25 protein-coding genes are annotated in these 25,876 nt (G+C 49.6%); 13 read left to right on the top strand and 12 right to left on the bottom strand.

The genetic code is table 11. The annotated features are described in order from the left end of the window. Positions 1–21: 21 nt before the first annotated feature. From fghA to D9597_RS15620, 7 genes are all read right to left on the bottom strand, one after another. Positions 22–855 (bottom strand): S-formylglutathione hydrolase, encoded by an 834-nt coding sequence (fghA, locus tag D9597_RS15650; protein ID WP_130223295.1) that lies wholly within the window; start codon positions 853–855, stop codon positions 22–24. A gap of 92 nt (positions 856–947) precedes the next feature. Next, a complete protein-coding gene (gene frmA / locus D9597_RS15645; protein ID WP_130223293.1) occupies positions 948–2,057 on the bottom strand; it encodes an S-(hydroxymethyl)glutathione dehydrogenase in 1,110 nt (369 codons plus the stop codon). A 34-nt stretch (positions 2,058–2,091) separates the two neighbouring features. Next, the gene (frmR, locus tag D9597_RS15640; protein WP_001141271.1) at positions 2,092–2,367 is read right to left on the bottom strand and encodes a formaldehyde-responsive transcriptional repressor FrmR; all 276 of its coding nucleotides are present in this window, start codon (positions 2,365–2,367) and stop codon (positions 2,092–2,094) included. A 188-nt stretch (positions 2,368–2,555) separates the two neighbouring features. Further along, the gene (locus tag D9597_RS15635; protein WP_130223291.1) at positions 2,556–3,329 is read right to left on the bottom strand and encodes a YaiO family outer membrane beta-barrel protein; all 774 of its coding nucleotides are present in this window, start codon (positions 3,327–3,329) and stop codon (positions 2,556–2,558) included. A 1-nt stretch (position 3,330) separates the two neighbouring features. Next, the gene (locus D9597_RS15630) at positions 3,331–3,924 is read right to left on the bottom strand and encodes an acetyltransferase (RefSeq protein ID WP_240780433.1); all 594 of its coding nucleotides are present in this window, start codon (positions 3,922–3,924) and stop codon (positions 3,331–3,333) included. Beyond that, positions 3,890–5,086, bottom strand: a complete 1,197-nt coding sequence (locus tag D9597_RS15625; protein ID WP_130223289.1) for a glycosyltransferase family 2 protein — start codon at positions 5,084–5,086, stop codon at positions 3,890–3,892. The genes D9597_RS15630 and D9597_RS15625 overlap by 35 nt, the downstream gene beginning before the upstream one ends. A gap of 9 nt (positions 5,087–5,095) precedes the next feature. Continuing rightward, entirely contained in the window at positions 5,096–5,767 is a 672-nt protein-coding gene (locus D9597_RS15620) for a PIG-L deacetylase family protein (protein ID WP_130223287.1), read from the bottom strand. A gap of 622 nt (positions 5,768–6,389) precedes the next feature. Between D9597_RS15620 and tauA the strand changes: the two genes are divergently transcribed. The 4 genes from tauA to tauD are packed head-to-tail and all read left to right on the top strand — an operon-like array spanning position 6,390 to position 9,804. Next, positions 6,390–7,352: a taurine ABC transporter substrate-binding protein gene (gene tauA / locus D9597_RS15615; RefSeq protein WP_130223285.1), complete on the top strand. Its 963-nt coding sequence runs from the start codon at positions 6,390–6,392 to the stop codon at positions 7,350–7,352. A gap of 12 nt (positions 7,353–7,364) precedes the next feature. Further along, positions 7,365–8,132 (top strand): taurine ABC transporter ATP-binding subunit, encoded by a 768-nt coding sequence (tauB, locus tag D9597_RS15610; RefSeq protein ID WP_130223283.1) that lies wholly within the window; start codon positions 7,365–7,367, stop codon positions 8,130–8,132. Next, complete coding sequence (gene tauC / locus D9597_RS15605; RefSeq protein WP_130223281.1) at positions 8,129–8,956, top strand: taurine ABC transporter permease TauC; 828 nt, start codon at positions 8,129–8,131, stop codon at positions 8,954–8,956. Before tauB ends, tauC begins: the two co-directional genes overlap by 4 nt. Further along, a complete protein-coding gene (gene tauD / locus D9597_RS15600) occupies positions 8,953–9,804 on the top strand; it encodes a taurine dioxygenase (RefSeq protein WP_130223279.1) in 852 nt (283 codons plus the stop codon). The genes tauC and tauD overlap by 4 nt, the downstream gene beginning before the upstream one ends. A 40-nt stretch (positions 9,805–9,844) precedes the next feature. On the opposite strand, the gene hemB is transcribed toward tauD, so the two are convergent. Further along, positions 9,845–10,819: a porphobilinogen synthase gene (gene hemB / locus D9597_RS15595; protein WP_130223277.1), complete on the bottom strand. Its 975-nt coding sequence runs from the start codon at positions 10,817–10,819 to the stop codon at positions 9,845–9,847. Between the two features lie 525 nt (positions 10,820–11,344). Between hemB and ehaB the strand changes: the two genes are divergently transcribed. Together ehaB and iprA are read left to right on the top strand one after the other, a co-directional pair. Continuing rightward, the gene (gene ehaB, locus D9597_RS15590) at positions 11,345–14,362 is read left to right on the top strand and encodes an autotransporter adhesin EhaB (RefSeq protein ID WP_130223275.1); all 3,018 of its coding nucleotides are present in this window, start codon (positions 11,345–11,347) and stop codon (positions 14,360–14,362) included. Between the two features lie 87 nt (positions 14,363–14,449). Further along, entirely contained in the window at positions 14,450–15,073 is a 624-nt protein-coding gene (gene iprA, locus D9597_RS15585) for a hydrogen peroxide resistance inhibitor IprA (protein WP_130215386.1), read from the top strand. Here iprA and ampH read toward each other — a convergent pair whose 3' ends face one another. Then, positions 15,074–16,231 carry a D-alanyl-D-alanine-carboxypeptidase/endopeptidase AmpH gene (ampH, locus tag D9597_RS15580; protein WP_130223273.1) on the bottom strand — a complete coding sequence of 386 codons (1,158 nt, stop codon included), beginning with the start codon at positions 16,229–16,231 and terminating at the stop codon, positions 15,074–15,076. A gap of 351 nt (positions 16,232–16,582) precedes the next feature. Here ampH and sbmA point away from each other — a divergent pair, with 351 nt between their 5' ends. After that, positions 16,583–17,803, top strand: coding sequence for a peptide antibiotic transporter SbmA (gene sbmA / locus D9597_RS15575; RefSeq protein ID WP_130223271.1), 1,221 nt, complete (start codon positions 16,583–16,585; stop codon positions 17,801–17,803). 12 nt (positions 17,804–17,815) lie between these two features. Beyond that, entirely contained in the window at positions 17,816–18,910 is a 1,095-nt protein-coding gene (gene yaiW / locus D9597_RS15570) for a surface-exposed outer membrane lipoprotein YaiW (protein ID WP_130215392.1), read from the top strand. A 52-nt stretch (positions 18,911–18,962) separates the two neighbouring features. On the opposite strand, the gene D9597_RS15565 is transcribed toward yaiW, so the two are convergent. Next, complete coding sequence (locus tag D9597_RS15565) at positions 18,963–19,271, bottom strand: YaiY family protein (RefSeq protein WP_064527077.1); 309 nt, start codon at positions 19,269–19,271, stop codon at positions 18,963–18,965. 259 nt (positions 19,272–19,530) lie between these two features. Here D9597_RS15565 and D9597_RS15560 point away from each other — a divergent pair, with 259 nt between their 5' ends. Beyond that, the gene (locus D9597_RS15560; RefSeq protein ID WP_130206179.1) at positions 19,531–19,743 is read left to right on the top strand and encodes a DUF2754 domain-containing protein; all 213 of its coding nucleotides are present in this window, start codon (positions 19,531–19,533) and stop codon (positions 19,741–19,743) included. 205 nt (positions 19,744–19,948) lie between these two features. On the opposite strand, the gene ddlA is transcribed toward D9597_RS15560, so the two are convergent. After that, positions 19,949–21,043: a D-alanine--D-alanine ligase gene (ddlA, locus tag D9597_RS15555; RefSeq protein ID WP_130215396.1), complete on the bottom strand. Its 1,095-nt coding sequence runs from the start codon at positions 21,041–21,043 to the stop codon at positions 19,949–19,951. A 462-nt stretch (positions 21,044–21,505) separates the two neighbouring features. On the opposite strand from ddlA, the gene iraP reads away from it, so the two are divergent. The 4 genes from iraP to adrA all read left to right on the top strand — a co-directional run bounded on the left by iraP (position 21,506) and on the right by adrA (position 24,937). Further along, positions 21,506–21,766 (top strand): anti-adapter protein IraP, encoded by a 261-nt coding sequence (iraP, locus tag D9597_RS15550; RefSeq protein WP_064527081.1) that lies wholly within the window; start codon positions 21,506–21,508, stop codon positions 21,764–21,766. A gap of 100 nt (positions 21,767–21,866) precedes the next feature. Next, entirely contained in the window at positions 21,867–23,282 is a 1,416-nt protein-coding gene (gene phoA, locus D9597_RS15545) for an alkaline phosphatase (RefSeq protein WP_130223269.1), read from the top strand. A gap of 118 nt (positions 23,283–23,400) precedes the next feature. Continuing rightward, positions 23,401–23,721, top strand: a complete 321-nt coding sequence (gene psiF / locus D9597_RS15540) for a phosphate starvation-inducible protein PsiF (protein ID WP_064527085.1) — start codon at positions 23,401–23,403, stop codon at positions 23,719–23,721. Between the two features lie 100 nt (positions 23,722–23,821). After that, positions 23,822–24,937 (top strand): diguanylate cyclase AdrA, encoded by a 1,116-nt coding sequence (adrA, locus tag D9597_RS15535; RefSeq protein ID WP_130223267.1) that lies wholly within the window; start codon positions 23,822–23,824, stop codon positions 24,935–24,937. Positions 24,938–24,953: 16 nt separating this feature from the next. On the opposite strand, the gene proC is transcribed toward adrA, so the two are convergent. Next, entirely contained in the window at positions 24,954–25,763 is an 810-nt protein-coding gene (gene proC, locus D9597_RS15530) for a pyrroline-5-carboxylate reductase (RefSeq protein WP_130215404.1), read from the bottom strand. Between the last annotated feature and the right edge of the window lie 113 nt (positions 25,764–25,876).

The following is a 25,876-nucleotide window of genomic DNA, read 5'->3' as shown; positions in this document are numbered from 1 at the left end:
CCGGCAGGCGTGCGCAAATGCTCAACGCATATTCAATTTATTGGCGTGGTACGCAATATGCTCGCCAATAAAACTGGAGACAAAATAATAGCTGTGATCATAACCCTCGTGATAACGGATTAACGCCTTGATATTCATCTCCTGACAGACCTTTTCAAGATTTTGAGTCCGCAACTGTTCCGCGTAAAAATCATCACTCAACCCCTGATCAACCATGATTTCCGCAACGCGTTGACCTTGTGAAATAAGGCTCACCGGATCGTAATCCAACCAGGCATCTTTATTTTCACCAAGATATGCGGCAAAGGCTTGCTGTCCCCACGGTACTTGCGATGGGGAGACAATGGGCGAAAACGCCGAGACGCTGACATATTCATCTGGATTACGTAACGCCAGCACTAGCGCGCCCAGCCCGCCCATAGAATGACCTGAAATAGACTTTCTGGCCGTTGCCGGAAAATGTTGCATCACTAAATCCGGCAGCTCGTTGCGGATATAGTCATACATTTTGTAATGTTCATTCCACGGCGCTTGCGTTGCGTTCAGGTAAAACCCGGCACCTTGCCCGAGATCGTAACGGTCGGCATCTGCGACATGACTGCCTCGCGGACTGGTGTCCGGCGCAACAACAATAATGTTGTGCTCAGCCGCGTAACGCTGCATCCCCGATTTAGTAATGAAATTCTGCTCGTTGCAGGTCAGGCCCGAAAGCCAGTACAGCACCGGCAATTTTTCAATCGCGGCTTTTGGTGGGAGATAGACGCCGACATTCATTTCACATTTCAGTGATTGGGAATAATGCCGATACACATTTTGCCAGCCGCCAAAGCTGGCATGTTTTTCAATGAGTTCCATCAGTCATTATCTCACGGTTAATTCCCCGGACGGCTGCCCGGGGACGGTATTAAGAACCTCGTCTGAACTGGACGGGGCAAACCTGCGGGAAATCAGTAACGAATTACGGTTCGAATGGATTTGCCTTCATGCATCAGGTCGAAGGCGTCATTAATTTCATCCAGGCTCATGGTATGCGTGACAAACGGTTCCAGGTCGATATCACCTTTCATCGCATCTTCAACCATACCCGGTAACTGGGAACGACCTTTCACGCCACCAAACGCAGAACCTTTCCATACGCGACCGGTGACCAACTGGAATGGGCGCGTTGAAATTTCCTGACCGGAACCTGCTACCCCGATGATTACCGACTGACCCCAGCCGCGGTGTGCGCTTTCCAGCGCCGCACGCATCACGTTGACGATACCGATGCATTCAAAGGTATGGTCGATACCCCATTTGTTGATATCCAGCAGGACATCTTTAATCGGTTTGTCGTAGTCATTCGGATTAATGCAGTCGGTGGCACCGAAACGACGCGCCAGATCGAATTTCTTCGGGTTCGTATCAATAGCAATAATCCGTCCCGCTTTCGCCTGACGTGCACCCTGAACCACAGCCAGACCAATCGCGCCAAGACCAAACACGGCAACAGAATCACCTGGCTGGACTTTAGCGGTGTTGTGTACCGCGCCAATACCGGTGGTCACGCCACAGCCCAGCAGGCAGACGTGTTCATGGTTTGCTTCTGGATTAATTTTGGCCAGAGACACTTCCGCGACCACGGTGTATTCACTGAATGTAGAACAGCCCATGTAGTGATAAAGCGGCTGCCCGTTGTAAGAAAAACGGGTGGTGCCGTCTGGCATCAGGCCTTTGCCCTGGGTTTCGCGAACCGCGACACAGAGGTTGGTTTTGCCGGAACGACAGAACTCACACTCGCCGCACTCTGCGGTATAAAGTGGGATCACATGGTCGCCAGGTTTGACGCTGGTTACGCCTTCACCGACTTCAACCACAACGCCAGCCCCTTCGTGACCAAGAACCACCGGGAACACACCTTCCGGGTCATCGCCGGAGAGGGTAAATGCGTCGGTATGGCAAACGCCGGTATGGGTAACTTTGATCAGCACTTCACCTTTTTTCGGTGGTGCAACGTCAATTTCAACGATTTCCAGCGGTTTACCGGGAGCAAATGCAACGGCAGCACGTGATTTCATCTTTCGCTCTTCCTCAATATGGTAATAGATTCAGCTATTTAAGATAGGCTCGAACCAGTTCAATAGTGTCGTCAACGGATTGGCTGACTTCACGGCTGTAGCAGTCATTTCGGTCAAACGTTTCCCGGATATGGCTTTCAAGCACTTCTGCCATCAGCCCGTTAGCCGCGCCCCGAACGGCGGCTATCTGTTGGAGTATGGCACGGCATTCGGCATCACCCTCCAGCGACCGTTCCAGAGCATCAATCTGCCCCCGAATACGACGAACTCGAGTAAGGACCTTTTTCTTCTCTTCCGGAGTACTGGGCATTTCGCACCTCATCATCTGCACGCAATATACTATAGGGGGGTATGCTATATGTCAATGCATACCCCCCTATAGTATATAACACTGGAGAATAAAATTTATCCGGTGAATTTGGGCGGAAAACGAAAAGGAAAGTGTTTGGGCGCTAATCGGCAGGGAAGGCCGCCCTGGATAGCGGGCGGCAGACGGAATCAAAATTTCCAGGTCAGATGAGCTGCGAGTTGCAAGCCGTCATAATCATCGGTTGGGGTGTCGTACCACACTTTACCTGCCGTCAGCCCCAAATTAAGTTGCTCTGTTAAAGGCTGAATACGCTGTAAACTGACGCTCTTCATACTGCCGTGTCGTGTCTCTGGCGACCAGTCATAAGTGTAAGCTCCGGTCCCGCGAGTTAGCCAAAGCTGGGTATAACCACCGCCGCGCGTATCGTTCAGGCGCAGGGAAATCATATTGCTGTAACTGCCGCCCGCATCGCTTGAGTCATAATGGGTATAGCGATAGCTGGTAATCACCGGGCCGGTATAAAGCGAAACGCCACCTTGCCAGGCATTAACGTCAACGTCATCGTAATATTTGGTGTAGCGATAACCGGTCGTGAACACCGTTTTTGGCAGCAGGGCCAGGTTAATATCCTGACGAAAATCCTGGCGGGCAAAGACCGGCGTATTATCCGCAAATGCAATACCCGTTCGGGTCGTCAGCCAGTTATTCCATTTATACCAGACAGCACCCTGGCCGCGTGTGGCATTGAAACTTTCAGTCTCGTAATCTCGACGTCCCTGGGAAAGATTGAAAAGCAGTGTTGCGTTTTCAACTTTTGCAACCAGTTCGGCATACGCTAAATTACGGTTACCATGATCGCCAGAATAATCGGTAAAATCGTAGCCTGCGGTAATAGATGTTAACCCGGCATAAGCGGGCAATGCGCTAAAGACTGCTGCCGCTAATAACGTCCGTTTTATCATTTTAATCTCCTGTACGGATAAATTCTTGCCGGAGTGAGTAATTTCCGGTAGGTAAATTACGTTCTACAATAACGCGTGGACCAAGCTGTGTATTCGGAGAAATAATTCGCCCCGGTAAAATAATAACCTGCACGCCAAGTCGTGAACGCCGACCAATATAACAACCTAATTTATCGCATCCGGTAGCGATAGTACCTTCCGCGGTGCGAACCGATACTGGCTGTTCATCCAGACGATGATTACTGGTACGCACCAGCGCGCCTAAATATGCCCCGCTTGCTACCACCGAGTCGGCAATAAAACATTGCGGACCAATCGTTGCTTCCGCTTCAATAACCGCATTTTTTATTTCTGTGGCAAAACCAATTTTTACACCATTGCTGATTACCGTGTTGGGGCGAATAAAAGCATAATTGCCAATCAGGCAATTTGCGCCAATCACTACCGGTCCTTGAATCACTGCACCGTGGCAAATACTGGTATTGGTGCCAATAATAACTTCACCGGCACTCTCATCAATAATTACCTGGTCTGCAATCTGAATATTTTTCTCTTTAACATTAAGCTTCAGATAACTTTTCAGTTCCTGCGACAGAAGAGTTGGAATAAGCGGTTGGCGCTTCCACCAGTGCGGAATAACGGGTGGGTTTGTCGCGCTGAGGTTCGCGTCCAGTAAAAAAGGCAATAAGTCCATAAATAATCCAGATGGCATAAGCTAATAATACATACACAACGGAAAAAGGCGCTAAAGGCACCAATAACCAGCAACGATGAAACCAAGCGCTAAAAGCACCAATAACACAAACTACGCCGACCCAGATAAGTGGAAACATTGCCAATATTACGCCATGTGGACCGGTGGCGATGAATTCATTAAACCAGGTAGTGAGATAAATCCCAACGCCATAAAGCACAACCAGCAGCATGGGGAAAATACTGAATATGCCAAAGCGGCTAAATAAAAGCCTTTTATGCAGGCGCATACATACCGCGTAGCCCACAATCCAGCGCCGCCAGCGTCGCCACTCCTCACGCGGACTGTTGCATTCCTGTGGGTATACGATGCAGCGATTCGCCTGCCGAATACGATAGCCGTTTGCCACCAATGTCCAGGTGAGATCAAGGTCTTCGACTTTAGTACGATCCGAGAAACCGAACTTACGCAATACATCAGTACGGAACATCCCGCAGGCACCGCTGATGATAAACGGTGCACCACCCAATAGTTGCTGTAACGTGCGTTTCATAACGATCATTGGCAACTTCACCGTCGCGCGGATGTGCGGCAGCAGGCCAGCGCCTTTTAACGCGGTGGAGGGAATGCCGCCTACGGCGTCAGCGCCGCGCTCAATTTCCGCCAACATATAGCCCATGCCGTTTTTATCGGGCGGGACGTAAGTATCGGCATCGCTTAAAAAAACCTGGTCGCAGGTGGCGTAGTTGAGGCCATTCATTAGCGCACCACCTTTACCGGTATTTTTTTGCGTGACGGCAACAAAGCGGTCGCCCCATTTACGTTTTACTTCTGCCATGACTGCTTCGGTATTATCAGTGGAGCCGTCGTTAACGCAAATTACCCGGCAAAAATAAGGGTTGCGTAGCAGATTTTCCAGCGACTGAGCCAGACAAGGGCCTTCGTTATAGGCAGGAATAATTGCGTCAATGCAGCCTTTTTTTTGGCTGGGCTTACGCCTTAACGTACTCAGGAACCATAGTAATATTGCTACGGCCATACATATAAAGATCCAGGTTTTCATGCAATCTGCTCAAAGAATCATTTTATGAATAACAAAGCCTTCACCCAGGTCGCTATTGACCTGTTGTCCGCGAAATTGTGCGACAGCACGCAAACGTTCTGGGCGCATATAATCACGCAGACTCTGACTTTTATGTTTTTGTAACGCGTTTAGTTTTATAGAAAAATATTTCTCTTCCACGGATTCAAAAACCTGGGGCATAAATGAAAGCCAGGTACTTGGCGTTTCGTAGCCGAGAATTTGAGGAATTGCCCGACAGGCCACCATTGACGCCTGATAAACGGCCAGATGATCCTGATGGCGGTCGGCATCATGCATGGTATAGACACGAATGATTTCAACATCAGACGGAATTTGAGACTTAATGATATTTTCCAGGGCGGTAATCATATCATTGAGCTGTAAATGAGCACGGGTATCAGCAAAATTAAGATGAATAGTCTGCTGGCATCCTAATATCTTTAGGGCTTCGCGTGACTCTGCGTGGCGATCGATTAATCCATCGGTGCCAGAATTGCCGGTAGTCATAACTACGGCAGCGATATAAATCCCTTTTTGCGCAAGACGAGCGAGCGATGCGCCGCAGCCTAATTCTATATCGTCAGGGTGTGCGCCAATAGCAAGAATACCTTTCTTTTTATTTTTTGAAGAAAGGAGCGCAGAATTTAAAACCTTATCCATTTAATGACACTCCATTTTAATTATTATACTGCAAGCGCAGCGATACGCGCAGAGAGGTAATCTCTGGCGCAAGCAGACGTTAAAATTTATACGTAATGAAAGTTGCTAATAACTTAGTGCCAGGATGCTATGAGGGGCTGAAAATCGACAGGGTAAAGTTTTTTTTACGTAGTTCATATGTTAGGTTTTTGTGTGTTTGCTATGTATAGTTATTTTCTTTTGCGCATTGTATTTAGATGTGAATTAGTTTGTCAATTAATTGCATTTAAAAAATATGTTCAATGAACGGATATTGTTTATATAAATATTGTGAATGTAATATGCTGTGGGCGAAAAACAATACAATAGTATATTTAATGCGAATATAATAACTTTATCATATATTTTGGTTTTAATAAAAATAAGAAGATAGTAAATCTCGTAATCTGACTTTTTATGCATCAATAAAATACAGTGCAGCAATTTCCCCGAGTTGTGAGATGATGCCAATTGCATAATTAACCTTTCCTTTGCTGTTTTTTTGCTAAGAATAAAATCATCTGTACCATAACGACTAATTCTTTTATCAAATGTCTTTGTCCGCGAATACTGCTCCCATAACAAGACAGGGGAGCAGACAATCATGGCAATTTCATCGCGTAACACACTTCTTGCCGCACTGGCATTCATCGCTTTTCAGGCGCAGGCGGTGAACGTCACCGTGGCCTATCAAACCTCCGCCGAACCGGCGAAAGTCGCTCAAGCTGATAACACCTTTGCCAAAGAGAGCGGGGCGACGGTGGACTGGCGCAAGTTTGACAGCGGGGCCAGCATCGTGCGGGCATTGGCCTCGGGCGATGTGCAAATCGGCAACCTCGGCTCCAGTCCGTTAGCGGTAGCTGCCAGCCAACAGGTGCCGATTGAAGTCTTCTTGCTGGCGTCAAAACTGGGCAACTCTGAGGCGTTGGTGGTGAAGAAAACCATCAGCAAACCGGAAGACTTGATTGGTAAACGTATCGCCGTGCCGTTTATCTCCACGACACACTACAGCCTGCTGGCGGCGCTGAAACACTGGGGCATTAAACCTGGGCAAGTGGAGATAGTGAACCTGCAGCCGCCCGCGATTATCGCCGCCTGGCAACGGGGAGATATCGATGGCGCTTATGTCTGGGCACCGGCGGTTAACGCCCTGGAAAAAGACGGCAAGGTGCTGACCGATTCTGAACAGGTCGGGCAGTGGGGCGCGCCGACGCTGGACGTCTGGGTAGTGCGGAAAGATTTTGCCGAGAAACATCCTGAGGTCGTGAAAGCGTTCGCTAAAAGCGCCATCGATGCTCAGCAACCATACATTGCTAACCCAGACGCGTGGCTGAAACAGCCGGAAAACATCAGCAAACTGGCGCGCTTAAGCGGCGTGCCGGAAGGCAATGTGCCGGGGCTGGTGAAGGGAAACACCTATCTGACGCCGCAGCAGCAAACGGTAGAACTGACCGGACCGGTGAACAAAGCGATCATCGACACCGCGCAGTTTTTGAAAGAGCAGGGCAAAGTCCCGGCTGTAGCGAATGATTACAGCCAGTACGTTACCTCTCGATTCGTGCAATAAAAGGAGGCGCAGATGCTGCAAATCTCTCATCTTTACGCCGATTATGGCGGCAAACCAGCACTGGAAGATATCAACCTGACGCTGGAAAGCCGCGAACTGCTGGTAGTGCTGGGACCGTCCGGCTGCGGCAAAACCACGTTGCTGAATTTAATTGCTGGTTTTGTGCCTTATCAGCACGGCAGCATTCAACTGGCGGGCAAACACATTCAAGGACCGGGAGCAGAACGCGGCGTGGTTTTTCAGAATGAAGGATTGCTACCGTGGCGCAATGTGCAGGATAACGTGGCGTTCGGTCTGCAACTGGCGGGGATAGAGAAAATGCAGCGTCTGGAAATTGCTCTCCAGATGCTGAAAAAAGTAGGTCTGGAAGGCGCAGAAAAACGCTTCATCTGGCAGCTTTCTGGAGGCCAGCGTCAGCGAGTGGGGATTGCCCGCGCGCTGGCGGCAAATCCCCAACTGTTATTACTCGACGAGCCGTTTGGCGCGCTGGACGCCTTTACCCGCGACCAGATGCAAACCTTGTTGCTGAAACTCTGGCAGGAGACGGGCAAGCAGGTACTGTTGATTACTCACGATATAGAGGAAGCGGTGTTTATGGCGACCGAGCTGGTTCTGCTTTCGCCAGGGCCAGGGCGTGTGCTGGAGCGTCTTCCGCTCGACTTCGCTCGCCGCTTTGTTGCGGGAGAATCGAGTCGCAGCATCAAGTCCGATCCACAGTTTATTGCCATTCGCGAATATGTTTTAAGCCGCGTATTTGAGCAACGGGAGGCGTTCTCATGAGTGTGCTCATTAACGAAAAACTGCATTCGAGTCGGTTGAAATGGCGCTGGCCGCTCTCACGGCAAGTGACCTTAAGCATTGGTACGTTAGCGGTTTTACTCACCGTATGGTGGACGGTGGCGACGCTGCAACTGATTAGCCCGCTATTTTTGCCGCCGCCGCAACAAGTACTGGCAAAACTGCTCACCATTGCCGGACCGCAGGGATTTATGGACGCCACCCTGTGGCAGCATCTGGCTGCCAGCCTGACGCGCATTATGCTGGCGCTATTTGCAGCGGTGTTGATCGGTATTCCGGTCGGGATCGCGATGGGACTTAGCCCTACGGTACGCGGCATTCTGGATCCGGTAATCGAGCTTTATCGTCCGGTGCCGCCGCTGGCCTATTTGCCGCTGATGGTGATCTGGTTTGGTATTGGCGAAACGTCGAAGATCTTACTGATCTATTTAGCGATTTTTGCACCGGTGGCGATGTCGGCGCTGGCGGGGGTGAAAAGCGTCCAGCAGGTTCGCATTAGTGCCGCGCAGTCGCTGGGGGCCAGCCGTATACAGGTGCTGTGGTTTGTCATTTTGCCTGGCGCGCTGCCGGAAATCCTCACCGGATTACGCATTGGTCTGGGTGTGGGCTGGTCTACGTTGGTGGCGGCGGAGTTGATTGCCGCAACGCGAGGCTTAGGTTTTATGGTCCAGTCAGCAGGTGAATTCCTCGCGACTGACGTGGTGCTGGCGGGGATCGCGGTGATTGCGATTATCGCATTTCTTTTAGAACTGGGTCTGCGTGCGTTACAACGCCGCCTGACGCCCTGGCATGGAGAAGTACAATGAGTGAACGTCTGAGCATTACCCCGCTGGGGCCGTATATTGGCGCACAAATTTCGGGTGCCGACCTGACGCGCCCGTTAAGCGATAATCAGTTTGAACAGCTTTACCATGCGGTGCTGCGCCATCAGGTGGTGTTTCTGCGCGATCAAGCTATTACGCCGCAGCAGCAACGCGCGCTGGCCCAGCGTTTTGGCGAGCTGCATATTCACCCTGTTTACCCTCATGCTGAAGGGGTTGACGAGATCATCGTACTGGACACCCATAACGATAATCCGCCGGATAACGACAACTGGCACACCGATGTGACATTTATTGAGACGCCGCCAGCAGGGGCGATTCTCGCAGCGAAAGAGTTGCCATCGACCGGTGGCGATACGCTCTGGACCAGCGGTATTGCCGCCTATGAGGCGCTCTCTGTTCCCTTCCGCCAGCTTTTGAGCGGGCTGCGCGCGGAGCATGATTTCCGTAAATCGTTCCCGGAATACAAGTACCGCAAAACCGAAGAGGAACATCAACGTTGGCGCGAGGCGGCCGCGAAGAATCCGCCGTTGTTACATCCAGTGGTGCGTACTCATCCGGTGAGCGGCAAACAGGCACTGTTTGTTAATGAAGGATTTACCACGCGAATTGTCGATGTCAGCGAGAAAGAGAGCGAAGCCTTGTTAGGCTTTTTGTTTGCCCATATCACCAAACCGGAGTTTCAGGTGCGTTGGCGCTGGCAACCGAATGATATTGCGATTTGGGATAACCGCGTGACTCAGCATTATGCGAATGCCGATTATTTGCCACAGCGGCGGATTATGCATCGCGCAACGATTCTCGGGGATAAACCATTTTATCGGGCGGGGTGAAGGGGAAATGCCGGGTTGGGATAACCCGGCATAATGATCATTAACGCAGAATCTTCTTCTCAGCTAGATCCAGCGCAAAGTAGCTGAAAATCAGATCCGCACCCGCACGCTTAATCGAACCTAAGCTTTCGAGCACCACTTTCTCTTCATCTATAGCACCTGCCAGCGCGGCGAATTTAATCATCGCGTACTCGCCACTCACCTGATACGCGCCAATCGGCAATTCCGTACGTTCACGCAGCTCACGCACGATGTCGAGGTACGCACCAGCTGGTTTAACCATCAGGCAGTCTGCGCCCTGGGCTTCATCCAGCAGTGACTCACGAATCGCCTCACGACGGTTCATTGGGTTCATCTGATAGCTTTTGCGATCGCCTTTTAATGCGCTTCCGGCAGCTTCACGGAACGGGCCATAAAAGGAGGAGGCGAACTTGGTGGAATACGACATAATCGCCGTATCTTTAAAGCCTGCAGCGTCCAACGCCTGGCGAATCGCCTGTACCTGTCCGTCCATCGCAGCGGAAGGGGCGATGAAGTCTGCACCTGCAGCAGCTGCAACCACCGCTTGTTTGCCTAAATTTTCCAGAGTCGCGTCGTTGTCGACGCCGTGATCGCACAACACGCCGCAGTGTCCGTGAGAAGTGTATTCACAGAAACAGGTGTCTGACATGACGATCATTTCAGGCACGGTCTGCTTGCAGATGCGCGACATACGCGCCACCAGACCATCTTCCCGCCAGGCATCACTGCCGGTTTCATCAGTATGGTGAGAGATGCCGAAAGTCATCACCGAACGAATACCGGCGTTGGCGATGCGTTCAATTTCGCGTGCCAGATGTTTCTCTGGAATGCGCATCACGCCAGGCATGGCTTCAACGGCTTTGTAGTCGTCAATTTCTTCTTCAACAAAGATCGGCAACACCAGGTCGTTAAGGCTAAGTGTTGTCTCTTCAAACATAGCGCGCAGCGCAGGAGATTTGCGCAGGCGACGAGGGCGTTGGATTAAGTCTGTCATGGTCTGCCTGATGTTTGTGGAATTAAGGTGCACAGTATACCTGATGCTGGGCGGGAGTGTTTTACGAAAGTTGTCGCGATGTTGATAAGAAGAGAACGAAAGAGAGGTCAGGACATCTTTGTAATAGAAATAGCAATGATTTTATATTCACTGCAAATATTTTTAATTTTTATTTATAATCTTCAATTATTGTTTTTGTTGATTTGGTTGAGCTGTCAAAAATTGAATGGCTTAAAGTTCATTGTTTATTGATAAATTATTTATCTGATTTGTTGGTTTGATATTTTTAGAAGCTATAATTCAAAATTAACGCTTTCATTAACGTGTTGAAAAACTGTGTTTTTGTCAGTTTTTTCTTTGCGTGTGTAGATGTTTTTTATATATGTCCACAATCGGACTTAGGGGAAAGAATAATTGAACCATTCCTCTATAACGCCGCATAATCGTAAACGCGAAACATAAGATGTTTTCTATGCATTGATAATTGATGGATCAACTTATTACGTCCCTGAGGAGGGATGACAAATGCACTCCTGGAAAAAGAAACTTGTAGTATCACAATTAGCATTGGCTTGCACTCTGGCTATCACCTCTCAGGCTAATGCAGCGACCAACGATATTTCTGGTCAAACTTACAATACTTTTCATCACTACAACGACACCACTTATGCTGATGACGTTTACTATGATGGTTATGTAGGCTGGAACAACTATGCCGCTGATAGCTATTACAACGGCGATATCTACCCGGTCATTAATAACGCTACCGTTAACGGCGTAATTTCTACCTACTATCTGGACGACGGTATTTCTACCAATACCAACGCCAATAGTCTGACAATCAAAAACAGCACTATTCACGGTATGATTTATTCCGAGTGCATGACAACAGATTGTGCTGATCGTGCGGATGATTACTACCATGACCGTCTGGCGCTGACTGTTGATAATTCAACGATCGACGACAACTACGAACACTACACATATAACGGCACCTACAATAATGCCGCTGATACTCATGTTGTAGACGTTTATAACATCGGTACTGCCATCACTCTGGATCAGGAAGTTGATCTGTCCATCTCTAATAACTCTCACGTAGCAGGTATTACGCTGACTCAGGGTTATGAGTGGGAAGATATCGACGACAACACTGTCAGCACCGGTGTAAATAGCAGCGAAGTGTTTAATAACACCATCACTGTTAAAGATTCTACCGTGACCTCTGGTTCATGGACTGATGAAGGTACTACTGGTTGGTTTGGTAATACCAGCAATGCCAGTGATTACAACGGTAATGGCTGGAATGCTGACGATATCGCATTAGCTGTTATTGCACATCCTGATGCTGATAACGCAATGCAGACTACTGCAACATTCGATAACTCCACACTGATGGGTGATGTTTTCTTCTCAAGCAACTTTGATGAGAACTTCTTCCCACATGGTCGTGATAGCTACCGTGATGCTGACGGTGATGTAGATACTAACGGTTGGGATGGTACTGATCGCCTGGATCTGACCCTGAACAATGGCAGCAAGTGGGTTGGTGCAGCAATGTCTGCGCATCAGGTTGATCTGGGTTCAGATATTGGGACAGATCTTAATGGCGATGGTTATGCTGATAACGATACCCTCGATGGTAAGATCGATAAAGACAGTCCGCTGGATGGCATTTACGATGCTTATGCGATGGGTTCCGATGCCACTGCAACTCTGATCGACATCGCAGCTAACAGCCTGTGGCCTTCATCAACTGTTGGTGTAGAAAACAGCGACTCTGAATACAGCGAATTTGATCACATCATCGGTAACGAAGTTTACCAGAGCGGTCTGTTCAATGTGACCCTGAATACCGGTTCACAGTGGGATACCACCAAAACTTCTCTGATTGATACTCTGAGCATCAACAGTGGTTCAACTGTTAATGTTGCTGATTCAACGCTGATTTCTGATTCTATCTCTCTGACAGGTCTTTCTGCGCTGAACATCAACGAAGATGGTCACGTTGCAACTGATTCACTGACTATCGATAACAGTACCGTAACTATCTCTGATGAAGTTACTGCTGGTTGGGCTGTAGGTGATGCCGCTCTGTATGCGAATACCATCAACGTTACTAACGACGGTATTCTGGATGTAGGTAACACAGCAGCTAATGCTCTTCAGGTTGATACTCTGAACCTGACCAGCACCACTGATACCAGTGGTAACATTCACGCTGGTGTATTCAACATCGAAAGCAACCGCTTCGTACTTGATGCAGACCTGACCAACGACCGTACCAACGACACTACCAAGTCAAACTACGGTTATGGCTTAATCGCAATGAACTCTGATGGTCACCTGACCATTAACGGTAACGGCGATAACGATAACACTGCTTCTATCGAAGCTGGTCAGAACGAAGTTGATAACAATGGTGACCATGTTGCAGCTGCAACCGGTAACTACAAAGTTCGTATCGACAACGCTACTGGTGCTGGTTCTATCGCTGACTACAACGGCAACGAGCTGATCTACGTTAACGACAAAAACAGCGACGCGACCTTCTCTGCTGCTAACAAAGCTGACCTGGGTGCATACACCTACGAAGCTCGTCAGGAAGGTAACACCGTTGTTCTGCATCAGACCGAGTTGACTGACTACGCTAACATGGCGCTGAGCATCCCGTCTGCAAACACCAATATCTGGAACCTGGAACAAGACACCGTTGGTACTCGTTTGACCAACTCTCGTCATGGTCTGGCTGATAACGGCGGCGCATGGGTAAGCTACTTCGGTGGTAACTTCAACGGCAACAACGGTACCATTGACTACGATCAGGATGTTAACGGCATCATGGTCGGTGTTGATACCAAAATTGATGGTAACAACGCTAAGTGGATCGTCGGTGCGGCTGCAGGCTTCGGTAAAGGCGACATGAATGACCGTTCTGGTCAGGTGGATCAAGACAGCCAGTCTGCCTACATCTACTCTTCTGCTCGCTTCGCGAACAACATCTTTGTTGATGGTAGCTTGAGCTACTCTCACTTCAACAACGATCTGTCTGCAACCATGAGCAACGGTACTTACGTTGACGGTAGCACCAACTCTGACGCATGGGGCTTCGGTTTGAAAGCCGGTTACGACTTCAAACTGGGTGATGCTGGTTACGTAACTCCTTACGGTAGCATTTCTGGTCTGTTCCAGTCTGGTGATGACTACCAGCTGAGCAACGACATGAAAGTTGACGGTCAGTCTTACGACAGCATGCGTTATGAACTGGGTGTAGATGCAGGTTATACCTTCACTTACAGCGAAGACCAGGCTCTGACTCCGTACTTCAAACTGGCTTACGTCTACGACGACTCTAACAACGATAACGATGTGAACGGCGATTCCATCGATAACGGTACTGAAGGGTCTGCGGTACGTGTTGGTCTGGGTACTCAGTTCAGCTTCACCAAGAACTTCAGCGCCTATACCGATGCTAGCTACCTCGGTGGTGGTGACGTAGATCAAGATTGGTCCGCGAACGTGGGTGTTAAATATACCTGGTAATATTCTTCACTCTGAAGAAATACTGGTAATTTAATCTAAATAATGCCCGTCAAGGATTTGACGGGCATTACTGCAAAGGACGCGCAAATGTTATCTGTAGTTAAACCTCTTCAGGAATTTGGTAAGCTCGATAAATGTTTGTCCAGATACGGCACGCGCTTCGAGTTTAATAATGAAAAACAAGTCATATTCTCCAGTGATGTAAACAGCGAAGACACATTCGTTATTTTAGAAGGTGTTATCTCTCTCCGTAGAGAAGAAAACGTACTTATCGGTATTACGCAAGCCCCTTATATTATGGGACTGACTGATGGTTTAATGAAAAACGATATACCATACAAATTAATATCAGAAGGAAACTGTACGGGATATCATCTACCAGCCAAACAAACCATTACTCTTATTGAACAACATCAACTCTGGCGCGACGCTTTTTACTGGTTAGCCTGGCAAAATAAAATCCTGGAATTACGCGACGTTCAGCTCATTGGGCATAATTCCTACGAGCAAATCCGTGCGACGTTATTATCAATGATTGATTGGAATGATGAATTACGATCACGCATTGGCGTAATGAATTATATCCATCAACGTACACGCATATCACGTTCCGTTGTGGCAGAAGTTCTTGCGGCTTTACGCAAGGGCGGTTATATCGAAATGAATAAAGGCAAACTGGTCGCTATCAACCGTTTGCCTTCAGAGTATTAATCAGGAAGCGGGAATGACCATCGGTTTATTCCCGCTAAGTTCGGTCACCAAATCATTGATGCCATCGCTCATATTTTTAAACCGTGTTAATGGTGAGCGGGTCACGACCACAAACGCACCGATATTTTTTTGCGGGATCATCGCCATATAGGTAATGAAACCACCGCCACCACCGGTCTTCTGAATAATACCCGGACGTCCATCCTTCGGTGCCATATACACCCAGCCTAAACCGAGTGCATCCGCTCTGCCTGGCACATCCATGCCAATCACTTTCGTAAACTGTGCACGCCGATAAATCAGCGTCTGCATGCGATCCGCCTGGTTACTGCGCTGATAAAAATCAGAAGACAAATATTGCTGCATCCAGCGCATCATATCGCCAGGTGTGGAATAAACGCCGCCGCTGCCAATGGCCGCCAGCGTATTGTTACACGGACTGGCGCCGCGCTCGGCAACCATCAAACGGCGGCACTGGTCCGGTGATGGTGTGTAGGTGGTGTCTTTCATCCCCAGCGGACGGGTGATCTGCTCTTCAAACAACTGGGTATAAGGCTTGCCGGATGCATTCGCCAGCGCATCCGCCAGCAGGTCGAACGCAAGGTTGGAGTACGCGGCCTGGCTGCCTGGCGCGGCTTTTAGTTTTGCTGTAGAAAGGTATTTCCAGCGTTGCTCTCGCGTCGGCCAGACAAACACCGGACGATTTGCCGCGCCGCCGGGCTGTTCACGGGGCAGGGCGCTGGTGTGGGTTGCCAGATTCACCAATGTGATGGGGGCTCCGTTGTAAGTTGGCACGCGTGCGCCTGGCGGGGCATATTTACTCAGTGGATCGTTTAACTTCACTGTCCCCTGGTCCAGCAATTTCACCAGCATCTCACTGGTCATCAACTTGGTGAGCGAAGCAATACGTACTACTGAATCCAACTGCGGGCGAACGTTATTACCAGGGCGAGTTTCGCCATAACTGCGAAAGACACGCTGATTACCGTCGATAACGACCAGCGCCATCCCGGTGGCACCGCTGCCGTAAAAAATATGATCGGCATAGCGATCAACAATATCAGAGGCGAATTCAGGTTCGGCGATAGGTTGCGCCGCGTGGACAGAGGTCAATGACGCCGCACACAGCACGGCAGAAAAAAGCAGACTACGTTTCAACGGTGGTGTCCATAAATTAAATGAAGGTAACTGAGCGTATTTATACTACTCGTTGATGGATTGCAAAGCGCAAATTAGTGCAATAATAGTGTTAAAAACGTAACGGCGCGTAAACACGTTCTTTTTCCTGCTCACCAATGTCTGCATTTGTGATCCTGTACGTGTTAATGCGCTTATGTAAACAATCCTTTGTTTGTGAAATCCGTCGAAACAATTCTTCCGGTCAGGAAGACGAACTAAGCGCTCTGCGGTTGGTCACAATGGGCGGTTTCATTTGGCTGACTCTTTGAAGCGGCCATGCGGTTAATACACAGCAGTTGCTAAAACGATAAGAAGCTAGCAGGAGAGCATATGTTTAAGTCTTTTTTCCCAAAACCGGGAGCCTTTTTTCTCTCGGCCTTTGTTTGGGCATTGATTGCCGTAATCTTCTGGCAAGCGGGAGGCGGTGACTGGGTTGCCCGCATCACCGGGGCCTCTGGGCAGATCCCGATTAGCGCCGCCCGTTTCTGGTCGTTAGACTTCCTGGTTTTTTACGCTTATTACATTGTTTGCGTAGGACTTTTCGCGCTGTTCTGGTTTATCTACAGCCCACATCGTTGGCAATACTGGTCAATACTCGGCACTGCGCTAATTATCTTCGTGACCTGGTTTCTGGTGGAAGTTGGGGTTGCAGTCAACGCCTGGTATGCACCGTTTTATGACTTGATTCAAACCGCGCTCAGTTCGCCGCATAAAGTGACCATCGAACAGTTTTATCGCGAAGTGGGCGTCTTTCTGGGGATTGCGCTGATCGCGGTGGTTATCAGTGTGTTGAACAATTTCTTTGTCAGCCACTACGTGTTCCGCTGGCGTACGGCGATGAACGAATACTACATGGCGAACTGGCAGCAACTGCGCCATATCGAAGGGGCCGCGCAGCGTGTGCAGGAAGACACCATGCGTTTTGCTTCAACGCTTGAGAATATGGGCGTCAGCTTTATTAACGCCATCATGACGCTGATCGCCTTCTTGCCGGTGTTGGTGACGCTCTCCGCGCACGTGCCAGAGTTGCCGATTGTGGGGCACATTCCGTATGGTTTGGTGATTGCTGCGATTATCTGGTCGCTGATGGGGACCGGATTACTGGCGGTAGTGGGGATCAAACTGCCGGGACTTGAGTTTAAAAACCAGCGAGTAGAAGCAGCTTACCGTAAAGAGCTGGTCTATGGTGAAGACGACGCCACGCGTGCGACACCGCCAACGGTGCGCGAGTTGTTCAGCGCGGTACGGAAGAACTATTTCCGCCTCTATTTTCACTATATGTATTTCAACATCGCCCGCATTCTCTACCTGCAGGTCGATAACGTTTTCGGTTTGTTCTTGCTGTTTCCGTCGATTGTTGCCGGTACGATTACGCTCGGCCTGATGACCCAAATAACCAACGTTTTTGGTCAGGTTCGCGGCGCTTTCCAGTATCTGATTAACTCATGGACCACGCTGGTCGAGTTGATGTCGATCTACAAACGTCTGCGCAGCTTTGAACATGAACTGGATAATGACAAAATTCAGGAAGTAACCCATACATTGAGTTAAAAAGGAGAGGTAATGTCGCGAGTCAATCATCTGTCTTCGCTTTCATTGTTGGCGGTTCTGGTTTTAGCGGGGTGTAGCAGTCAGGCGCCACAGCCGTTGAAAAAGGGCGAAAAAGCGATAGATGTGGCGAGCGTGGTGCGGCAGAAGTTACCCGCCAGCGTAAAAGACCGCGATGCCTGGGCGAAAGATCTTGCCACCACTTTTGAAAGCCAGGGGCTGGCACCGACACTGGAAAATGTCTGCTCGGTGCTGGCGGTGGCGCAGCAGGAGTCAAATTATCAGGCAGATCCGGTCGTTCCTGGATTAAGTAAAATCGCCTGGCAAGAGATTGATCGCCGCGCCGAACGAATGCACATTCCTGCTTTTCTGGTTCATACCGCGCTAAAAATCAAATCGCCAAATGGTAAAAGCTACAGCGAACGGTTAGATTCCGTGCGCACGGAAAAGCAGCTGAGTGCAATTTTTGACGATCTGATCAGCATGGTGCCGATGGGGCAGACGCTGTTTGGTTCGCTTAACCCGGTGCGCACCGGTGGGCCGATGCAGGTCAGCATTGCTTTTGCCGAACAGCATACCAGGGGGTATCCGTGGAAAATGGACGGTACGGTACGTCAGGAGGTCTTCAGTCGTCGCGGCGGATTATGGTTCGGGACTTACCATTTACTCAATTATCCTGCCAGCTATAGCGCGCCGATTTTCCGTTTCGCCGATTTTAATGCCGGTTGGTACGCCAGTCGTAATGCCGCGTTTCAGAATGCGGTCAGCAAAGCCAGCGGCGTGAAGCTGGCGCTGGATGGTGATTTGATTCGTTATGACAGTAAAGAGCCGGGTAAAACAGAACTGGCGACGCGTAAGCTGGCGGGCAAACTGGGAATGAGCGACAGCGAAATTCGTCGTCAGCTCGAGAAAGGGGATAGTTTCTCTTTTGAAGAGACGGCGTTGTATAAGAAGGTTTATCAACTCGCCGAAGCGAAAACGGGTAAATCGCTACCGCGTGAAATGTTGCCCGGTATTCAACTGGAAAGCCCGAAAATCACCCGTAACCTTACCACCGCATGGTTTGCGAAGCGCGTCGATGAAAGACGAGCGCGCTGTATGAAGCCGTGACCAATGGGTAATCATAGGCCAGATGTTTACGTCGCATCTGGCAAAATAAATCTTACTGGCGGCGATGTCGCCAGTGCAGCCACACCGCAACCACCGCAAAGATGAAGCAGCCAACCAAAAACGGGATCAGCCCGAAAATGGTGCCGACTCCCAGACCAATTTCCACCCGTGGGCGGCCTGTCTCCTGGACCTGCATTAAACGCTCATAGACACCTGGCGCATGCACCAACAAATTCAGTAATTGCGCCCCAGCCCAAAAGCAAAACAGCACAAACAATGCATAGGCAATGTTGCCAGGCGTTGAAGAGGCATCGCGATATTTTCCGCTAAACAGCGATTTTGACAGGGTGAAATCAGCCATAAAAACCTCCGGAAGTCATCTGCTTCTCTTCTGGTGTGATACCAGCGGCTTATGGCAAGTCTGACAGGTCATTGGGATTGTCAATATCAGAATCATGGTAAATTGATGTTGGGAATATTCCCGAAGCGAGAATCTTCGTTATGAGTCACAAAATTGCAACCTTAAGTTAAATTTCTTAACGATTCTGGAAATGCTGTCTACACCACAGACGGATGTTGCAGAATATGCAAGGATGTTGTTTTTCGTTAACGGAGCTGCCATGAATCTGCCTGTAAAAATCCGCCGCGACTGGCATTACTATGCGTTCGCCATTGGCCTTATATTCATTCTTAATGGCGTGGTGGGGTTGCTGGGGTTTGAAGCTAAAGGCTGGCAGACCTATGCCGTCGGTCTGGTGACGTGGGTGATGAGTTTCTGGCTGGCGGGGCTGATTATTCGTCGTCGCGATGACGATACTGAAAACGCCCAATAACAGAAGATTGGGCGTTCTGGAGTGCTGGCAAAGTGCTCGTTGTTTATGCCGGATGCGGCGTAAACGCCTTGTCCTGTCTACAAAATCGTGCAAAATCAGTATATTGCAATTATCTGGTAGGCCTGATAAGCGAAGCGCATCAGGCAATCTTACGTTTGCCATCAGCCTGAAATGCCCAACAAAAAAGTTATTGGGCATCCAAAAATCACATGGTGGTTTTCAATGCGTTATCCGCTGCGTGACGCTCCAGCGCCAGCTCAATCAAACGCGTGATCAGGTCGGTGTAGCCCAGGCCACTGGCTTGCCACAGCTTCGGATACATACTGATGTTGGTAAAGCCTGGCAGCGTGTTGATCTCGTTGATCACCACCTCGTTTTCCGGCGTTAAAAAGACGTCTACACGCGCCATGCCAGCACATCCCAACGCCTGGTAAGCCTGAACGGCAATCGCCCGAATCTTATCGTTGATTTCCGGCGCGATGTCCGCCGGAACCACCACTTTCGCGCCATCTTCGTCAATGTACTTGGTGTCGTAGGCGTAGAAATCGCTGGTCAGTACGATCTCGCCACAGGTACTGGCTTGCGGATTGTCATTACCCAATACCGCGCATTCGATCTCACGACCTTTGATCCCTTGCTCAACGATCACTTTGTGATCGAATTCGAACGCTAGATCGACAGCAAGGGCATACTGCTCTTCGCTGGTCACTTTGCTGACGCCAACAGAGGAACCCTGATTAGCTGGTTTTACAAACAGCGGCAACCCAAGTTTAGACTTCACTTCGGCGAAGCTGATTTTGTGGCGATTGGCGCGCGTCAGGGTAATAAATGGCGCGATGTTCAATCCAGCGTCACGCAGCAGACGTTTGGTGACGTCTTTATCCATGCATGCAGCAGAAGCCAGAACATCGGAACCGACAAACGGTAGATTGGCGACCCGCAGCATTCCCTGCAAGGAACCATCTTCACCCAACGTACCGTGGACAATTGGGAAAATGACATCCACCGTCGGCAACGGCTGGCCGTTCTGCGCATCAATAAGTTGCTGTTCATGTTTACCCGGCACCTGCGCGAGACTGGTGGCCGAAGGGCGCAGCGCAATATGGGCAGGATCGTCTGCGTTCAGCAAATAATTGCTGGCATCGCTGACGTGCCATTGCCCTTGTTTATCAATGCCCAGCAGCACAACGTCAAAGCGACTTTTATCAATGGCATCGACAATGTTTTTTGCCGATTGCAGAGACACTTCATGTTCTGCTGACTTTCCACCAAAAACGATTCCTACCCGCAGTTTTTCCATCTTAAAAACCTATCCCGTAGAACACAAAGAGCATACATTACCACGACAAAACGGGGGATTCGCGGCCTTCTGACAGTTTGTTGCAATCTTCTGCTGATAAACCGTGCAGCTTGCGGGGTAAGATTCATCGCTGACTAAATTATGTGCGTAAGATCACAAAAATGATGAACGGGAAACTAATTTATTCCTGGTGTGAATTGCTGCCCGGATGGTTATTATACGTAATAATAAGTTAACCAAGAGGATATATTCCATAACTTTTTATTATAAAAAACATTAATAATTGTATACCTATATTTTATGTGTGGAATTATTTAAAAATAGAGAAACGTTTCGCTGATAAATGTGAAAAAAATATTTGCTAAAATTATTTCCTCTGTCATAAAAATACTACATCAAGACTCTATGCAGTTGTGAAACATAATGTTAACTTCTCCATACTTTGGATAAGGAAATACAGATATGAAAAATCTCATTGCTGAGTTGTTATTTAAGCTTGCCCAAAAGGAAGAGGAGTCGAAAGAATTGTGCGCGCAGGTCGAAGCACTAGAGATTATCGTTACTGCGATGCTTCGCAATATGGCGCAAAATGACCAACAGCGGTTGATTGATCAGGTTGAAGGGGCGCTATACTCGGTAAAGCCCGATGCCAGCATTCCTGATGACGATACGGAGCTGCTGCGCGATTACGTAAAGAAGTTATTGAGGCATCCTCGTCAGTAAAAAGTTAAGCCCTCCAACCGTTGTCATAATGCTGTCATGCCAGAGACTTATAGTCGCTTTGTTTTTATTTTTTAATGTATTTGTACATGGAGAAAATAAAGTGAAACAAAGCACTATTGCACTGGCTCTCTTGCCGTTACTGTTTACCCCTGTTACTAAAGCCCGGACCCCAGAGATGCCAATTCTGGAAAACCGGGCGGCACAGGGGGATATTACCGCGCCTGGCGGCGCTCGCCGATTAACGAGCGATCAGACCGCTGCCTTACGCGATTCTCTTAGCGATAAACCCGCGAAAAATATTATTTTATTGATTGGTGATGGGATGGGGGATTCGGAAATCACTGCCGCACGCAATTATGCTGAAGGCGCGGGCGGTTTTTTTAAAGGGATCGATGCCTTGCCGCTTACCGGACAATACACCCATTATGCGCTGGATAAAAATACCGGAAAACCAGACTACGTGACCGACTCCGCAGCGTCAGCAACGGCCTGGTCAACTGGCGTCAAAACGTATAACGGCGCGCTGGGTGTCGATATTCATGAAAAAGATCATCCAACGATTCTGGAATTGGCAAAAGCCGCAGGGCTGGCGACCGGCAACGTTTCAACGGCTGAAATACAGGATGCCACTCCCGCCGCGCTAGTGGCGCATGTGACCTCGCGCAAATGCTATGGCCCGAGCGTTACCAGCGAAAAATGCCCGAGCAACGCGCTGGAAAAAGGTGGAAAAGGATCGATTACTGAACAACTGCTTAACGCCCGTGCCGATGTTACGCTTGGCGGCGGCGCAAAAACCTTTGCTGAAACGGCAACCGCCGGTGAATGGCAGGGAAAAACGCTGCGTGAACAGGCACAGGCGCGTGGTTATCAGTTAGTCAGCGATACCGCATCGCTGAATGCGGTGACGGAAGCGAACCAGCAAAAACCCCTGCTTGGACTGTTTGCTGACGGCAATATGCCAGTGCGCTGGCAAGGACCGAAAGCAACGTACCACGGTAATATCGATAAGCCCGCAGTCACCTGTACCCCGAATCCGCAACGCAATGACAGTGTGCCTACGCTGGCGCAGATGACCGATAAAGCCATTGAACTACTGAGCAAAAATGAGAAAGGATTCTTCCTGCAAGTTGAAGGTGCGTCGATCGATAAACAGGATCACGCCGCGAATCCTTGTGGCCAAATTGGCGAGACGGTCGATCTCGATGAAGCCGTACAGCGGGCGCTGGAATTTGCCAAAAAGGATGGCAACACACTGGTGGTGGTCACCGCTGACCACGCCCACGCCAGCCAGATTGTCGCGCCAGATACCAAAGCGCCGGGTCTGACTCAGGCGTTAAACACCAAAGATGGCGCAGTGATGGTGATGAGTTACGGGAACTCCGAAGAGGATTCACAAGAGCATACCGGTAGCCAGTTGCGTATTGCTGCATATGGTCCGCAGGCTGCGAATGTGGTTGGTTTGACCGATCAGACCGATCTCTTCTACACCATGAAAGCTGCACTGGGGCTGAAATAACACCGAACCCGGCGGCTAATTTTGGCTGTCGGGTGGTTTTTTTGCTGTTAGCAACCAGACTTAAAAGCAGATCAAGGGCGCAAACGCTCCTGGTTAAAATGTGAAGAGGGATGGTGCTATGAAAATAACATTACTGGTTACCCTGCTATTCGGCCTGGTTTTTTTAACCACTGTCGGCGCTGCCGAGAGAACGTTAACCCCACAACAACAGCGTATGACCTCCTGTAATCAACAGGCGACAGCGCAGGCGTTGAAAGGGGATGCCCGTAAGACATACATGAGTGATTGCCTGAAGAACAGCAAATCTGCGCCCGGTGAAAAGAGTTTGACACCGCAGCAGCAGAAGATGCGCGAATGTAATAGTCAGGCGACGCAGCAATCTCTGAAAGGTGATGATCGTAATAAGTTTATGAGTGCCTGCCTCAAGAAAGCCGCGTAATACCTATAGTGCTAACGGGTGAGTTAAGAAAATGGCTCACCCGAAATATCATACTCCCGCCTTTCGCCCCATCTCTATAATTTGGGAAAATTGTTTCTGAATGTTCCCAAAAATAATGAATGATGAAAATTTTTACAAAAAAGCGGCGACACACGGGGAGATACCACCAATAACTCCTCAAAACGAACATCAGCGATCCGGGCTGCGCTTCGCCCGTCGCGTCAGACTACCGCGGGCGGTAGGACTGGCTGGGATGTTCTTACCAATCGCCTCGACGTTGGTTTCGCACCCGCTGTCAGGCTGGTGGTGGCTGGTGTTGGTTGGCTGGGCATTTGTCTGGCCGCATTTAGCCTGGCAGTTGGCTAGCAGGGCCGTTGATCCGCTTGGCCGGGAAATATACAACTTAAAAACTGATGCAGTGTTAGCCGGTATGTGGGTAGGCGTGATGGGCGTAAACGTGCTGCCTTCGATCGCAATGCTGATGATTATGTGCCTGAATTTGATGGGGGCAGGCGGCCCCCGTCTGTTTGTCGCCGGTTTGGTGTTGATGGTAGTTTCCTGCCTTGTCACACTCGAACTCACGGGGATCACGGTGTCGCTCAAGAGTGCGCCGCTGGAATGGTGGCTCTCCCTTCCCATTATCGTCATTTATCCTCTGCTGTTTGGCTGGGTCAGCTACCAGACAGCGACCAAATTGGCTGAACATAAACGACGATTGCAGGTCATGAGTACCCGCGACGGCATGACGGGCGTTTACAACCGACGTCACTGGGAAATCATGCTACGTAATGAGTTTGATAACTGTCGCCGACACAATCGCGATGCGACGCTATTGATTATTGATATCGACCATTTTAAGAGCATCAACGATACATGGGGTCACGATGTGGGTGATGAAGCCATCGTTGCCCTTACCCGACAGTTACAAATTACCCTGCGTGGCAGCGATGTGATTGGTCGTTTTGGTGGTGATGAATTTGCGGTAATTATGTCAGGTACGCCAGCCGAAAACGCCATTACCGCCATGTTACGTGTGCATGAAGGATTAAATGCATTACGCCTGCCAAATACGCCGCAGGTGATATTACGGATAAGTGTCGGTATCGCGCCGCTGAATCCGCAAATGAGTCACTACCGTGAGTGGCTGAAATCGGCCGATATGGCGCTCTACAAAGCAAAGAAAGCCGGACGTAACCGCACCGAAGTGGCGGCCTGACGTCCGGCGAGAGTCATCAGGACTTGCTGAGTTTTTCTGATTTTTCCATACACTTCGTCATCGCTTCGATCACCGCGGCACGGAATCCTTTCTCTTCCAGAACGCGTACCGCTTCAATGGTTGTGCCTCCTGGTGAGCAGACCATATCTTTCAAGGCGCCCGGATGTTCGCCGGTTTCCAGCACCATTTTCGCGGAACCCATTACCGCCTGGGCGGCAAACTTGTATGCTTGCGCGCGTGGCATCCCGCCCAGCACGGCGGCGTCGGCCATCGCTTCGATAAACATAAAGACATAGGCTGGCGAAGAACCGCTCACGCCAACCACTGGGTGGATCATCGGCTCAGCAATGACTTCCGCCTCGCCAAAGCAGCGGAAAATATTCAGCACATCGGCAGTATCTTCGGGAGTGACCAACGCGTTTGGCGTTACGGATGTCATCCCGGCATTGACCAACGCGGGGGTATTCGGCATGGCGCGAATAATTTTCCGGTCGTGACCCAGCGCCCGGGCAAGTTGGTCGAGCGTAACGCCTGCGGCGATAGAAACCACCAGAGAGTCTTTATTCAGGCTGGAAGTGATTTCGCTAAGGACTTTAATCATGATGCCCGGTTTGACGGCAGCAAAGACGATATCGGTGATTTGCGCCACTTCCTGTGCCGATTCTGCAGCGTTGATACCAAACTGTTCATGTAAGGCGGCAACTTTATCCGGGGAGGGGGTATACACCCAGATTTGCCCTGGAAGGACCTGACCGCTGGCAATCAGACCGCCGAGAATGGCTTTTCCCATATTGCCGCAGCCAATAAAACCGATTTTCTTTTCCATTGCACACTCCTGCCGTGAATTCATTATTTTGAAAAGCGCCTGGTCAGAAGCATAAACAGAACTATGCCGGAAGGCAAAAGCGCGACACAATAGAAGATTACCCAACAGAGGAT

This window comes from Escherichia sp. E13S3 (assembly GCF_004212325.1).
GTDB lineage: Bacteria > Pseudomonadota > Gammaproteobacteria > Enterobacterales > Enterobacteriaceae > Escherichia.
Note: the sequence above shows the minus strand (reverse complement) of the source record. Positions and strands in the feature narration are given on the sequence as shown.